This window comes from Halomonas sp. KG2 (assembly GCA_030440445.1).
Lineage (GTDB): Bacteria > Pseudomonadota > Gammaproteobacteria > Pseudomonadales > Halomonadaceae > Vreelandella.
The window spans coordinates 1882023-1896025 of the sequence record CP098528.1; the positions used below are offsets into that span (position 1 = coordinate 1882023).

Below are 14003 nucleotides of genomic sequence, written 5' to 3' on the forward strand. Positions count from 1 at the left end.
ATTTATTAGCTAAAATAACGTGCTTCGTTGACGTTTTTTCTTTGTTGTGAGAAGTAAGAGATGAATGTATTGATGTCTATTCGCCGTACCGCTGGGCTTTGTTTGTTTGCGGTTTTTGCCGTGGTGTCTTCACCGGTCGTGGCTCAGGTGATACCTCAGCCGCAAACGATTATTCCCTCCGCTCCTCAGCTGGCGGCGAGCTCATGGATTCTGATGGATGCCAACAGCGGTCGTATTCTTGCTGAGCATAATTCTGATGAACGCTTACCACCCGCTAGCCTGACCAAGCTTATGACCGCTTATTTGGTCGAGCGTGAGTTAGATCGCGGCACCATTAGCTTGACTGATATGGTTAATATCAGTGAGAAAGCTTGGCGTACCGGTGGCTCTAAGATGTTCATCGAGGTAGGCGATCAAGTCTCGGTCGATAATCTGCTGCATGGCATTATTATTGTATCGGGTAATGATGCTAGCGTGGCGATGGCAGAGCATCTAGCGGGTGGCGAAACGCCATTTGCCGATTTGATGAATCAGCATGCTACGCGTTTAGGAATGCACAATACTAATTTCCAAAATCCTACAGGTCTTCCTGGCGATAATCACTACTCCACCGCCCATGATATGGCGTTGTTGTCACAGCATATTATTAACGATTACCCTGAGCACTATACTATTTATTCTCAACGCAACTTCGCGTTTGGTGGCATCGACCAGCCAAATCGTAACCGCTTGCTATGGCGCGACCCGAGTGTCGATGGTTTGAAAACCGGTTGGACAACGGAGGCAGGCTATTGTCTTGTCTCTTCGGCCGAGCGTGATGGCATGCGCCTAATTTCAGTCGTGATGGGCACTAATTCAGAAGAGGCAAGAGCGCAGGAAACGCAAAAGCTACTCAGCTACGGCTTCCGCTTCTATGAAACGATGAAGCTCTATGAGCGTGGTGCAGTGCTTGCAACGCCACGGGTATGGGGTGGTGATAATAATGAACTGCGTGTAGGCGTTGATGATGAAGTGTTTATGACACTTCCGCGCAACCGTAATGAAGAGTTGCGTGCTCGCTTGAACCTGGATAGCGATCTTCAAGCGCCGATTGCCGTGGGTGATGATGTCGGTACGTTAGAAGTATATTTAGGTGAGGAAATGGTCGGTGAGCGTCAGCTAGTGGCGCTAGAAAATGTTGAAGAGGGTGGCTTGTTTAAGCGTCTATTTGACCAGGTAAGGCGTTTCTTCAGTGGTTTGATTAGCAACTTTACCGATTAGTAGTCGCGAGCTTAAGCGCAGAATTTTTAGTCTTTTGCGCTTAAGCTACTAATCTTATAAGGCTGTACTGCACTCGTACCCTGAACAGAAGTATCTATATATTCCCGTGTAAAGGCGAGCTATGAAAAAAGGCGCGAAAAATGGGCTAAGAGATTTACGTCAGCCTGAAGTAAACGAGCCACCTAAAATCACTTTTCCCTGTGATTACTCATTGAAAGTGGTTGGCGATGCTGCTGAAGATTTTCCGGCCTGCGTGTGCCAAGTGATTGTTAAACATTCCCCAGATTTTGATGAGACGTCGCTGCAAGTCGTCGACAGCCGTAACGGCCGTTTTCAATCTGTGCGTGTCACTATTGTGGCCACTGGCGAACAGCAATTACGCCAGCTGTTCGATGATCTGAAGGCGACAGGTCGCGTACACATGGTGGTATGACCTTGGCTAGTCAACCTATTGAGCTGCATCAGCTTGGCCATCGTGCCTACTTGCCGGTGTGGAGCGCGATGCGCGAACTCACCGATACGCGGGACGAGACAACGCCTGATCAATTCTGGCTAGTCGAGCACGACCCCGTTTTTACTCAGGGCCAGGCGGGAAAGCCAGAGCATGTATTAATGCCAGGTGATATCCCTGTCGTGAAAACGGATCGTGGGGGGCAGGTGACCTACCATGGCCCAGGCCAAATTGTCTTATATCCATTGCTGGACGTTCGGCGTGGCAAAATTGGTGTTCGTGAGCTAGTGACTGCGCTAGAAAATTCAGTGATTGACGTACTTGCGCTTTATGGCGTTTCTGCCTGGGCGAAGCCAGATGCGCCAGGCGTCTATGTGGATACGCAGCAGGGTGAGGCGAAAATAGCCTCGCTAGGGTTACGAATTCGGCGGGGTGCAAGCTATCACGGGGTTGCGCTAAACGTAGACGGTGACTTATCCCCCTTCGGGCGCATCAATCCCTGTGGCTATGCAGGTATGCAAGTAACGCGATTGGCTGATTTAGTGGCGCTGCCTGCTGCTCAACAGGTGGGTGGTCAACTAGCGTCTGCATTGGCTCAGCGGTTGGATCGTCAGTTGGTGGATGTGTCGTTTATCCAATCATGAGCTATCTGCACGCAAGGCACTGTTGGAGCTGAGTTAGTTGTGCCAATTGCGTGCAGATAGTTAGTGAACATAGTTAGTGCAAATAGTTGGTGAAAATAGTCTATGAAAGGCAGCTAGCCTAGGCGGTTTATCCGACGTTAAACGCAGGAATACGGTTAGCGTCAGGCTCATGGCCAGGAACCGCGGCAGGCGACGCGAGACCAAGATTGTTTTTCTCAAAAACACGGTCAGCGCGATAACTAGAGCGAACCAGCGGCCCAGACGGCACTTCCCTAAAGCCTTTTTCAAGGCCAAGCACGCGATAGCGATCAAACTCTTCTGGGGTAACCCAGCGCTCTACGGCTAGATGGTTTTTGGTTGGGCGCAAATATTGTCCAAGCGTCACGATATCAACGCCAATCTCTCTCAGGTCATCAAAGGTTTTAAGAATCTCTTCGTCTGTCTCACCTAATCCAAGCATCAAGCTTGTTTTGGTAATTATGTCTGGCCGATACTGTTTGGCATGCGCTAAGACATTCAGCGTTTTGCGATAGCCTGCACGTGGGTCGCGTACTTTGCTGGTTAGTCGCTCAACAGTCTCTACGTTCTGTGCAAACACTTCCAAGCCCGAATCGACCACCCGCTCAATGGCGGCTTTATCAGCGTCAAAGTCGGGTGTTAAAGCTTCGACAACCACTTCCGGCGTGCGGGATTTGATAGCCTTAATACAGTTGGCATAGTGCGTAGCGCCACCGTCGTCCAGATCGTCTCGGTCAACGGAGGTCAATACGATGTAGCGCAGCCCCATCAACTCGACTGATTTTGCCGTGTTTTCCGGCTCATCTAGATCCAGCCAGCCTTTCGGATTGCCTGTGTCCACGGCACAGAATCGGCAGGCGCGTGTGCATACAGACCCCATTAACATAATGGTGGCGGTGCCATTGCTCCAGCATTCGCCCATGTTAGGGCAGTGCGACTCTGCACAAACAGTGCTAAGGCGGTGCGTAGAGACATTCTTTTTGACGGCTTCGAAGCGTTCGCCCCCAGGGATCTGTGCGCGCAACCATTTAGGTTTACGGTCAAGACTGGGAGACGCCTCATCTGACGACGTTTTACGCTGTTTCATGCCGTCTTTAATGACCGACATGCCATGTTCATTGCGGAATTTTTCGCCGCTAGGGACGCGCGTTGTGGGGTTATTGCTCATAGGAAAGAGCCTCTCTACTGTGCGGCAGGCAATGCCCAAACGTCGTGGCGTCTAACCATATGCTGTGGCGATGGCGTTTAAATGCCATGGCGTTGACAGTTGGATCGCCTGCGCGAATACATGCCAAACCCTGAAGATTCTGAATGATACGTAGGTAGTAGGCTAATGTAACATATCTGTTGGTTAACAAGACACTAAGCCCCCTTCATCGAACCGCCAAACAGACAGTCCAGCCAATCGACAGCCCACTAAATTGACAGTAAAGGTAGGCAGGAAACGCCGTGGCTAGGCAGTGGGCTAGAGGGAGCTTGGAAATGCCGACGAAAATCTGGTAGGTGCTCCCGTGTAAAGCGTAAAAAAAGATCAGCGACTGGCGTCGGAAAATGATCGCGACGATACACCGTGCACCATGAGCGCCGAATGGGGAAGTTGGGTAGGGGGAGCGCTGATAGCAGCCCCTGCTCTAGTTCAAGTTGAACCGCCAAGCGTGGCAAGACAGCAACGCCTAAATGGGCCATAACGCCTTGTTTAATGGCTTCATTAGTGCCTAATTCAATGCGGTGTGGAAGGCCGACTTCTTGGTCAACAGCCAGTTGCTCAAATGCGATACGTACCCCAGAACCTGGCTCACGCATCAATACATAATGGCGCGCAAAGTCGGCTAATGTGGGTGCTTCCATGTGAAGTAGTGGGTGGTCTGGCCATACGAGAGCGATGAGTTCATTTTCAAGAATGGGCATGACTACCAAGTCGTCGTCTTCAGGCACCATGGCCATAATCACGACATCATCTTTTTGTTCTGCCAGTCTTTCCAACGCCTGACTGCGGTTGCATACCTTTAGACGAATGCGTACGTCGGGATAGCGTGCTCGAAACCGTGCTAGTAAATAAGGCACCACATATTGGGCTGAGGAGACTGCCGCGATGTTCAACTCACCGCTAATGCTGCCATTAATCTCCGAGAGATTCATTTGCAGTCTAGAGAGCTGTCCGAAAATCTCACGTGTCGAGAGCGCTAGCGTATCCGCTGCAGGTAGCACGTGAAGGGTTTTACCGGCATATTTAAACAGTGGCTGACCAAGAGCGAGTTCTAACTGACGAATTTGTGCGCTAACCGCAGGTTGCGTAAGCCCTAGCTGCTCGGCTGCGCGCGAGTAGGAGCGCTGGCGGTGAACGGCCTGGAATACCTGTAATTGTCGGAAGGTCAAACGGTTGAGTAGTGTAAGGGATGACATAGCAACCTCTAGGTATACACCCTCCGAAGATAGAAAGTGCCACAAAACAAAAAGTCTCAGCATTACGCTGGAAATGCTACCACCGATGATGTGCGGCGTCTTTATGACAACAATGATGAATTTGCAAAGGTAAGCATCGACGTTATGCAGCGAGTGGCCTAAACTATATTGCATTGCAGCATCAACGCTTCGGGACGGATGCTTTGCATCAACCCAATGGGAGAATTTATGAACTTTCTCGCTCATCCTTTGTTGCCTGGCAGCGCGCTGAAAAGCCTGTGGCCAGGAGCGTCTGATCAAATGGCTCCATTACCGGTCGGCGAGGCCTTTGCTAGCATGGTAGATCCGTTCGGATTCGGACGGGCTGCAGCGGGCTATTGGCGCGACAGTATTGAGCGTAGCGTCCTGTATTGGGATGTTATGCGCGAACGCGGAAATCAATATCTTGAGCATATGGAGCAAACCAAGCCGAACGTGCTTGGATTTGATACAGAGGTGCTCATTGATGGACGCACACTTCCCCATCCAACCAATTATGAGCTGCTGAGAGTTCTTCCCCCCAGCCATATTCAGATTGACCCTGAGAAACGACCGTTTGTGGTTGTGGACCCCAGGGCAGGTCATGGCCCTGGTATTGGCGGGTTCAAACCCGATAGCGAGCTTGGGGTTGCTCTAAAGGCTGGTCACCCTTGCTACTTTATTGGTTTTTTGCCTTTTCCTGAACCGGGTCAAACCGTTGAGGATGTGGTAGAAGCGGAAATTGCGTTTTTGCGTCATGTTATCGCTCTGCACCCAGAAACAGCTGAAAAACCAATGGTGGTAGGTAACTGTCAGGCGGGTTGGCAAATAATGATGGCTGCGGCACTTGAGCCGGATGTGTTCGGTCCGATTCTTATTGCCGGTGCGCCGCTTTCTTACTGGGCTGGGGAGCACGGTAAAGCGCCTATGCGCTATACCGGTGGTATGACCGGTGGAAGCTGGATTACTGCTTTAACTAGCGACATTGGTAACGGCTTGTTTGATGGTGCTTGGCTAGTGCAGAACTTCGAGCGTCTCAATCCAGCCAACACCTACTGGAAAAAGCAGTACCATCTGTATGACAACATTGATACCGAATCCAAGCGCTATTTAGAGTTCGAGCGCTGGTGGGGCGGTCACGTTGTCTTAGGTGGCCAAGAGATCCAATATATTGTCGATAACCTATTTGTTGGTAATCGTCTCTCGACGGCCCAACTGGTGACTCGCGATGGCCGCCGTATTGATCTTCGCAATGTGCGCTCACCTGTTGTCGTATTCTGCTCGCGTGGCGATGACATCACTCCGCCGCCTCAGGCGCTGGGTTGGGTACGTGATTTATACGAAGGCGAAGAAGATATCATCGCCAACGAACAGACGATCGTGTACTGCATGCACGACACAACTGGGCACTTAGGGATTTTTGTTTCCGGTAGCGTGTCGCGCAAAGAGCATACTGAGTTCACGGCCAACATGGACTATATCGATGTTATGCCGCCAGGGCTGTATGAGACAACGGTCTCGCATGTCAGCGAGCGAGATGATGCGGAGTTACTTGAGCGTGATTATTTGCTTGAGTTCACATCGCGTAACTTTGAAGAGCTGGATCAGGATGTAAAGCATATTCCTGAGGATGACCGTCGGTTTGCAACGGTTGCACGTATTTCAGAGATCAACCTTGGTTTCTATCGGTTGTACGTTCAACCTTGGGTACAGGCCATGATGACACCCGAAGCGGCACGCTGGATTCGTCGTATGCATCCTATCCGGTTAGGCTACAAGCTTCTATCTGATCGTAATCCGCTGACAGTTCCGCTGCCGGTGATGGCTGAATCAGTACGCAGTAATCGTCAGCAAGTAGGCCAAGATAATGTTTTCAAAGCATTAGAAACGATGTGCTCCGATCAAATTGTCGCTAATCTCAATGCAGTGCGAGATTTGCGCGATAGCACGACAGAAAGACTGTTTATGGATATTTATGGACAGCCTCTATTGCAAGCAGCGGTAGGTTTGCGTGGCGATGCGCATGTGCATCGTCGTCGTCCTGGAGCCGAGCCAGAGCATCAACGTTTTGTTGAAAACCGCAAAAATGAGCTGCGCAATAAAATTGCCCAGGGTGGCGCTCACGAAGCAGTCATGCGTTCGGTTATCTATGTATTAGGCGGAGCGCCAGCGACAGATGAGCGTAATTTCAAGCGGTTACGTGCTTCTCGTGCTGAGCTAGAGCCTAGTTCAACGCTGAGTGAATTTAAGCGTTTGGTGCGTGACCAGTTCTTTATCTTGAAATTAGATCGTGAGCGAGCGCTATCGTCATTGCCCGAGCTATTAAAAGGGCAAAGCAGCAGTGATATCGACGGTCATATTGAGCACCTTGAACATGTGTTCGCCGCGAGCGGTGAATTATCCGAGCACGCAGCAGAGCGTTTTGAACAGGTGAAGACGCTGTTTGATCAAGCGAGGCCGCCGAAAGCCGCTCAACCAAAAGCTACTCAACCAAAAGCTACTCAACCAAAAGCTGTGAGCGTACCCGCTACTGACACTAAGCAAGCAGGTGACCAGAAGGCGGCTATTGATACGCAAACCGCGGCAAGCTCTCCAACTGACAGCGTGGTGACAGAAGCTGAAAGCGTGTTGACAGAGAAAGTATCGGCGGAAAAGGATGCTACCCAACGCGCCTCTACCGAAACGGTGCCTGCTACTAATAATGTAGCAACAGATGCAGCTAAAGAAGCAAGCAAGCCTCAGCCAAGAGCGGCGTCGCGTAGGAAACCACCGCGCAAGCGCTAAGTGTTGTAACGTTTGTCTACGCCCCTGTTTTGATACAGGGGCGTTTTTTTGTTTCCGTATTTTGGGTTGCCGTCTGCGTATTGGCAGTCTAGTGTCTAGCTACTTCATTATGAAAAATAGTACGGATAGACACCTTGCGCTTCAGCATTAGTTTGTTACTTATGCGTCGGTTGTTACTGGCGCTTGTTGCAGGGCTGGGGTAGGGTAGGCGCATTTTTCTCATGGTCGTCAAGTGGTAACAACAGGCGACAACGTATTCAGAGCATGGGCGATAGCGCCTGAGCATTAGGAAAGTGGAGCACTATGGGCAAGTCACTGGTCATCGTCGAGTCGCCTGCGAAAGCGAAGACGATCAATAAGTATCTCGGCAACGATTTCATCGTAAAGTCGAGCGTGGGTCACATCCGTGACCTGCCGACCAGCGGCTCAGGTAAGGCAGCCTCCGACCCGAAGGAGCGCGCTCGCCAGGCTGCGGCAACACGCAAGATGTCGGCGGAAGAGAAAGCAGAGTACAAAAAACGTAAGGCTCATGATCAGTTAATTCGGCGGATGGGCATCGACCCGGATAACGGCTGGGAAGCTCGCTATGAGGTGCTCCCGGGTAAAGAAAAAGTCGTCGCTGAATTAAAGAAGCTGGCTGAAAAAGCGGATGCTGTTTATCTCGCAACGGATTTGGACCGCGAAGGGGAAGCAATTGCCTGGCATTTGCGCGAGACAATTGGTGGTGATAACACTCGCTATAAGCGCGTTGTATTTAATGAAATAACCAAAAATGCCATTCAGGATGCGTTTAAGTCGCCAGGGACGCTAAATATTCCCCGGGTGGAAGCGCAGCAAGCGCGCCGCTTCTTGGACCGCGTTGTTGGTTTTATGCTTTCTCCGTTGTTGTGGGCCAAGATTGCCAGGGGCTTATCAGCAGGTCGTGTTCAATCTGTCGCGGTTCGCTTGATCGTTGAGCGTGAACGAGAAATTCGTGCGTTTATTCCTGAAGAGTTTTGGGATGTCCATGCAGATCTCGCTTCCCCGGATGGCGAGCTGGTTAGATTTGCGTTGGTGCGTCAGGATGGTAAGCCCTTCCGTCCTACCTCCGAAAAGGACACGCTTGCGCGTATTGAGCAGCTGCGCAAAGCCAAGCTTGCGATTACCTCCCGTGAAGACAAACCGACGAGCTCCAAGCCAACTGCGCCGTTTATTACCTCAACACTGCAGCAGGCTGCCAGTGGCCGGTTGGGGTTCTCTGTTAAGAAAACCATGACCATGGCTCAGCGCCTCTACGAGGCCGGCTACATTACCTACATGCGTACCGATTCCACCAATCTTTCAAAGGATGCGGTAGAGAGTGTTCGCTCGTTTATTGGTGATGAGTACGGAGCACGCTATTTACCAGACTCTGCTAACCGTTACAGCAGCAAGGAGAGCGCCCAAGAAGCCCACGAGGCGATCAGGCCCTCTAGCGTTGAGCGCAAGGCAAGTGATCTCTCTGGAATGGAGCGCGACGCAGAGCGTCTCTATGAGCTGATTTGGCGTCAATTTGTGGCCTGTCAGATGACGCCTGCTGAGTACCTTTCCAGTACGCTGAGTGTTGAGGTTGATGGCTACGACTTGCGTGCCAAAGGACGAGTGCTCAAGTTTGATGGTTACACGCGGGTGATGAAGCCATCGGGTAAAAATGAAGACCAAAGCCTGCCTGATTTGCCGAAGGGCACGGCGATGGCGCTTGAGAAGCTTGATCCCCAGCAGCACTTTACTAAACCGGCCCCGCGTTATACGGAAGCCAGCTTAGTAAAAGAGCTCGAGAAGCAGGGCATTGGCCGTCCTTCTACCTATGCTGCCATCATTTCCACGATTCAGGATCGTGGTTACGTGAAGCTAGAAAGTCGCCGTTTTTATGCTGAAAAATTGGGTGATATTGTCACCGAGCGATTAAAAGAGTCTTTCCCAGATTTGATGGATTATTCGTTCACGGCTCGAATGGAAGATAGCCTGGATGAAGTTGCGGAAGGTGAGCGTAACTGGCAAGCCTTGCTAGATGCTTTCTATGGCGAATTCAGCCAGGAGCTTAGCAAGGCCGAAAGCGACGAAGGAATGCGCCCTAATCAGCCGGTTCCTACGGATATTGACTGCCCAAGTTGCGGTCGCAAAATGCAAATCCGGACGGCTTCCACCGGTGTGTTCTTGGGTTGCAGTGGTTATAACTTGCCGCCCAAAGAGCGCTGTAAAACCACCATTGATTTAATTCCTGGTGAAGAAGCTGTTGCCGAAGATGCAGGCGAAGAAGCAGAAACCAACGCACTCCGTGCCAAGCGCCGTTGCCAGAAGTGCGGAACCGCCATGGATAATTATCTCATCGATGAGGGGCGCAAACTGCATATTTGCGGCAATAGCCCTGATTGTGATGGTTATGAGGTGGAAGCAGGTAAGTTCAAAATCAAAGGGTACGACGGCCCCATTATCGAATGCGATAAGTGTGGTTCTGAGATGCAGCTTAAGTCAGGTCGATTTGGCAAATATTTCGGCTGCACCAACAGTGAGTGTAAAAACACCCGCAAGTTGCTTCGCAGTGGTGAAGTGGCACCGCCCAAAATGGACCCCATTCCCATGCCGGAATTGGCCTGCCAAAAGGTAGAAGATCACTACGTGCTGCGTGATGGTGCCAGCGGCTTGTTCTTAGCGGCCAGCAAGTTCCCTAAAAACCGTGAAACTCGTCCGCCGTTGGTCAAAGAGCTAAAAGCCCACGCCGACGAACTACCGGAAAAGTATCACTTTATCTTAAAGGCGCCCAGCGAAGACCCGGATGGCCGTCCTGCACAAATTCGCTACTCACGGAAAAATAAAGAGCAGTACGTGATGACCGATGAAGAAGGCAAAGCAACCGGCTGGAAAGCGACGTTTGAGGCGGGTAAATGGCACGTGGAGGATAAGCGCAAGTGAGCCCACGTTCTCGTACCAACCAATTGCTTTATCAAGCTGAGCTTTTGGTTGGTCTTCCAACAGGTAATGACGAACATGCTCAGGCTCGCCAAATGGCGATTGAAGAGAGCGCTTTGGCGCTCTTTGAGCTGGCATTAAACTCGCTGCTCAAAGAAGTGACCGAGCATGCGCGTCTTAACGAGCATGGCTGGCAAGTGCTCCTTAATGAGAAGGGCCCTGCCGTTGCTGAGCTGCAGCGCTTAAGAGATATGCTGCACCAGCCGGATAGCTGGTTACACTGGCTGGTGGGGCAAGTTGAGAAACTGCACAGTGACGAGGGGGCAAGTAAACGCGCAGTGCAGAACCCCTCAATGATCGCTGTCGGCAGTCAGGTGAGTGTTGCTGACCAACTGTTAGCTAACCTTCATGCTGCAAAACGCGATATTGCTGCGTTACGTGAAACTAGCCAAGAGTGGTAATTATAACGACAAACGTATTGCCTAGAGAGAGTGAATCGCAACGAGGAGATATAGATGCGCTATAACCAAGTCAAAGACTTCGTTGAATGGGCCGCGGATTATCATGGGCGCATGGCGCGTCAGTATCGTGTCGCAGCCGATTCAAGTGACCATCAACGTCTTGCCATGGCGTTAACGTATTTAGCCGACAGCGAGCTCCGGATGAAGACTGGGCTAGAAGCGCTTTTTAGTGATGGCTTTAATCATAAAGAAGTGTTGGAAATATGGTTTGATGATCCTAATGACTTTCCTCAGCCTCCAGTGCTTGAGGCGCTTGCGCAACAAACGATAGCAGACTCAATTGATGAACTAACTCGTGTAGCGGTTGAGTCGCATCGCAAGCTACAGGACCTCTATGAGCACCGCGCATCACGGGCAAAAATAGAGCCAGAGGAAACTTTTTTTAACGCTTTGGCGGAAGGACATCATGCTGAAGCGCGTAAGTTAGTAGCGAGTATGCAAGAATTCGAAGATATCTAGGTAGGCATTTGAAGTGATTTAGCTACCGTTTAATAATGGCGCGGTTGCCATATTGGCGCGCTAGCTTGTTATTTGGCTTTTTTGAAAGCACTGACATTTGGTGTGAGAATAAGGTATAACAACCGCCATAAATGCTTTGTTGGCTGGTGATGCTGGCCTATATAGAGAACGATAATGATGCCTGTAAACCGTCGCCGTTTTTTAGCGTTGGCGCTGGGCTGGCCTGCTGTGGCCAGTGCAGCGACTTCCGGTACCTTAAATAATTATGAGCCCACAGATCTGGTTGAGACGTTGCTTTCGCGTGCGAGTATCCCGCGTCACAGCAATGAACTATGGGTGTTAATTGATGATCAAGACGCCACGTTGAGTGTCTACCGTGGTAATGCGTTGGTTGAGCACTACGCGCCCATATCCCTAGGGCGAGGTGGGGCGAAAACCCAGCGGGTTCGCGGTGATAACGTGACACCGCTTGGCGAGTTTCGAATTAATCGATTTAATTACGAAAGTCAGTGGCATATCTTTATTGGTATCGATTATCCTACGCCACCTCATGCTAGGATGGCGCTCGAAAAAGGCATTTACTCCCAAGCGGATTACGATGCTTATTTTGATCACTATCAGCGCCACGGCTCACCACCGCAGAATACGGCATTAGGCGGTGCCATTGGCATACATGGTATTGGTGAGGGTGATCCAGATATTCATGGCCGGTTCCATTGGACTCAGGGTTGTGTTGCTGTCACCAACGAGCAAATTGAGCGCGTTGCGTCGCTGGTAGGTGTTGGCACTCGCGTAGTGATCCGATAGGCTATGCTGCTGAAGGAAGTTAAAGGTTTTAAATACGTGGCTATAGACAACCGCTGTGGTCTATTATAAAACAGCGTTTGACTTGCGTATATTGGCGTAATGCCATGGTACAAGTCGCTGTAAAGAACCTGCACCGCAGGTAGACAAAATTGAGCTAACGCTTTAGCCTTAAATTTGTCATACCCTTAACGTTGTACCCAAGGAAGACTCAAGGAGAACATTATGACTCTGAAGACTGCTCTGAAGATGACTGCCGCTGCCGCTTCACTGGCAATCCTGGCTGGCTGTGCTTCTACCAGCGCCCTGGAAGAAGTTCGCATGACTGCTGAATCTGCACAGGCTGATGCCGCAGAAGCACGCAGCATGGCTTCACAAGCAATGAACACTGCTAACCAAGCTCAGCGCGATGCGCAAGCTGCTCTGCAGATGTCTCAGCAGAACCGTGAAGAAATGAACCGCATGTTCCAGCGTTCCATGCAGAAGTAATTCTGCCTGGGCTCTAAGTGTTAAAGCTTAGGGTTGCTGTAGATGTAAAAAAACCCCGCCTCGGCGGGGTTTTTTTATTTTGACTCAGGTTATGCCTCTTCCTCGGCTTGTGTCGCTGTTGTGAGCTCAATTTCTTCGAATAACCCATCAAGCTCCACGGGCTCTTCTTCAGTCGGGGCTGGCGCTGGTGCTTGGGGACCATAAAGGGCTATAAGGCGACCATCCGGATTTTCTACTGCTAGTTTTACCTGGGCATAGTCAATTTCTGCTTGGTCTTCAGCAAGTTCGCTTACTCGTTCGATGGCATTAAGCAGTGGCTCAAAATCACCAACGTTTTCTTCAAGCTGAGGGTAAGACTGTACAAACAGTGTGCCGTCCGCTGCCCAGCCTGCTTTAAACGGTGCATCCATCAAGTTGACTTGAGTGCCGGTAGGCATGCGCTCGTAGAGCGATTTGATATCTTCGGGGAACATGCGGATGCAGCCGCGGCTGACCCGCATGCCCACCCCTTCAGGGCGGTTGGTGCCATGAATCAGGTAGCTAGGCATCGCCAGCAATATAGCGTGACGACCCAGTGGGTTGTTGGGGCCAGCAGGCACAATAGAAGGGGCTGGCTCGCCACGTGCAGCTGCTTCACGACGCATAGAGGCTGGCGGCGCCCAGGCAGGATCTTTTACCTTTACGGTCGTGCGGGTAATGCCGACCGGTGTGGCAAATTCTTCACGGCCAACACTGACAGGGTAGGTTTCAACAATGCCAGGGTTGTCAGCCGGATAATAATAGAGCCGCAGTTCAGACAAATTTACGACCACGCCTTCGCGGGGTGCAGGCGGTAAAATATAGCGCGCAGGTATAACGATTTCTGTGCCTTCCCCAGGTACCCACATACTGACGCCTGGATTAGCCATACGAATCTCTTCGTAGCCAATGTTATGGCGTCGCGCGATATCGATGAGTGTGTCTTCAGGATCTTCTACGACGACGGTGTAGTGTTCTCCAATAATGTCACCTTCTTCAGGAAGGCGAAAATGGCCGCGGGGTAGTTCTCTTTGCTCATCGAGCTGGTCAGCGCTGGTAAGCGCCTCTTCTGTAGCAGGGGCTGAGCCTTCAGCCGTATCGGCTGAAGACTGTGCATAAATAGGGGTAGAGAGGCTTGCTGTAAGTAAGACAGCTAAGCTCGTTGGGCCCCAGGCGTTATATAGCTTACGAATGTTCATGGTGGTT

12 protein-coding genes are annotated in these 14003 nt (G+C 50.9%); 9 read left to right on the forward strand and 3 right to left on the reverse strand.

Going from position 1 to position 14003, the window contains the following annotated elements; genetic code table 11:
* Positions 1–60 precede the first annotated feature (60 nt).
* The 3 genes from NDQ72_08740 (at position 61) to lipB (ending at position 2355) form a co-directional block, all read left to right on the forward strand.
* On the forward strand, positions 61–1260 hold the full coding sequence (locus NDQ72_08740; protein WKD30011.1) for a D-alanyl-D-alanine carboxypeptidase: 1200 nt from the start codon (positions 61–63) through the stop codon (positions 1258–1260).
* A gap of 121 nt (positions 1261–1381) precedes the next feature.
* Entirely contained in the window at positions 1382–1693 is a 312-nt protein-coding gene (locus NDQ72_08745; protein WKD30012.1) for a DUF493 domain-containing protein, read from the forward strand.
* Positions 1690–2355 (forward strand): lipoyl(octanoyl) transferase LipB, encoded by a 666-nt coding sequence (gene lipB, locus NDQ72_08750; protein ID WKD30013.1) that lies wholly within the window; start codon positions 1690–1692, stop codon positions 2353–2355. Before NDQ72_08745 ends, lipB begins: the two co-directional genes overlap by 4 nt.
* Positions 2356–2482: 127 nt before the next feature.
* On the opposite strand, the gene lipA is transcribed toward lipB, so the two are convergent.
* Positions 2483–3541: a lipoyl synthase gene (gene lipA, locus NDQ72_08755; protein ID WKD30014.1), complete on the reverse strand. Its 1059-nt coding sequence runs from the start codon at positions 3539–3541 to the stop codon at positions 2483–2485.
* Positions 3542–3789: 248 nt separating this feature from the next.
* Positions 3790–4776, reverse strand: a complete 987-nt coding sequence (locus NDQ72_08760) for a LysR family transcriptional regulator (protein ID WKD30015.1) — start codon at positions 4774–4776, stop codon at positions 3790–3792.
* A gap of 228 nt (positions 4777–5004) precedes the next feature.
* Between NDQ72_08760 and NDQ72_08765 the strand changes: the two genes are divergently transcribed.
* The 6 genes from NDQ72_08765 (at position 5005) to NDQ72_08790 (ending at position 12779) form a co-directional block, all read left to right on the forward strand.
* Positions 5005–7578: a DUF3141 domain-containing protein gene (locus tag NDQ72_08765; protein WKD30016.1), complete on the forward strand. Its 2574-nt coding sequence runs from the start codon at positions 5005–5007 to the stop codon at positions 7576–7578.
* A 303-nt stretch (positions 7579–7881) separates the two neighbouring features.
* A complete protein-coding gene (topA, locus tag NDQ72_08770) occupies positions 7882–10509 on the forward strand; it encodes a type I DNA topoisomerase (GenBank protein ID WKD30017.1) in 2628 nt (875 codons plus the stop codon).
* Positions 10506–10967: a hypothetical protein gene (locus NDQ72_08775; GenBank protein ID WKD30018.1), complete on the forward strand. Its 462-nt coding sequence runs from the start codon at positions 10506–10508 to the stop codon at positions 10965–10967. The genes topA and NDQ72_08775 overlap by 4 nt, the downstream gene beginning before the upstream one ends.
* A gap of 54 nt (positions 10968–11021) precedes the next feature.
* Entirely contained in the window at positions 11022–11486 is a 465-nt protein-coding gene (locus NDQ72_08780; protein ID WKD30019.1) for a 2-hydroxyacyl-CoA dehydratase, read from the forward strand.
* Between the two features lie 174 nt (positions 11487–11660).
* The gene (locus NDQ72_08785) at positions 11661–12293 is read left to right on the forward strand and encodes a L,D-transpeptidase (protein ID WKD30020.1); all 633 of its coding nucleotides are present in this window, start codon (positions 11661–11663) and stop codon (positions 12291–12293) included.
* Between the two features lie 222 nt (positions 12294–12515).
* Positions 12516–12779: an Lpp/OprI family alanine-zipper lipoprotein gene (locus NDQ72_08790; GenBank protein ID WKD30021.1), complete on the forward strand. Its 264-nt coding sequence runs from the start codon at positions 12516–12518 to the stop codon at positions 12777–12779.
* A gap of 89 nt (positions 12780–12868) precedes the next feature.
* Here the strand turns inward: NDQ72_08790 and NDQ72_08795 are convergent, their stop codons facing one another.
* Positions 12869–13996: a L,D-transpeptidase family protein gene (locus NDQ72_08795; GenBank protein WKD30022.1), complete on the reverse strand. Its 1128-nt coding sequence runs from the start codon at positions 13994–13996 to the stop codon at positions 12869–12871.
* Positions 13997–14003: the final 7 nt, after the last annotated feature.

Excerpts from the sequence above, each read along its gene's own strand:
- NDQ72_08740 (WKD30011.1), top strand. The coding sequence starts at position 61 with ATGAATGTATTGATGTCTATTCGCCGTACCGCTGGGCTTTGTTTGTTT.
- NDQ72_08745 (WKD30012.1), top strand. The coding sequence starts at position 1,382 with ATGAAAAAAGGCGCGAAAAATGGGCTAAGAGATTTACGTCAGCCTGAA.
- lipB (WKD30013.1), top strand. The coding sequence starts at position 1,690 with ATGACCTTGGCTAGTCAACCTATTGAGCTGCATCAGCTTGGCCATCGT.
- lipA (WKD30014.1), bottom strand. The coding sequence starts at position 3,541 with ATGAGCAATAACCCCACAACGCGCGTCCCTAGCGGCGAAAAATTCCGC.
- NDQ72_08760 (WKD30015.1), bottom strand. The coding sequence starts at position 4,776 with ATGTCATCCCTTACACTACTCAACCGTTTGACCTTCCGACAATTACAG.
- NDQ72_08765 (WKD30016.1), top strand. The coding sequence starts at position 5,005 with ATGAACTTTCTCGCTCATCCTTTGTTGCCTGGCAGCGCGCTGAAAAGC.
- topA (WKD30017.1), top strand. The coding sequence starts at position 7,882 with ATGGGCAAGTCACTGGTCATCGTCGAGTCGCCTGCGAAAGCGAAGACG.
- NDQ72_08780 (WKD30019.1), top strand. The coding sequence starts at position 11,022 with ATGCGCTATAACCAAGTCAAAGACTTCGTTGAATGGGCCGCGGATTAT.
- NDQ72_08785 (WKD30020.1), top strand. The coding sequence starts at position 11,661 with ATGATGCCTGTAAACCGTCGCCGTTTTTTAGCGTTGGCGCTGGGCTGG.
- NDQ72_08790 (WKD30021.1), top strand. The coding sequence starts at position 12,516 with ATGACTCTGAAGACTGCTCTGAAGATGACTGCCGCTGCCGCTTCACTG.
- NDQ72_08795 (WKD30022.1), bottom strand. The coding sequence starts at position 13,996 with ATGAACATTCGTAAGCTATATAACGCCTGGGGCCCAACGAGCTTAGCT.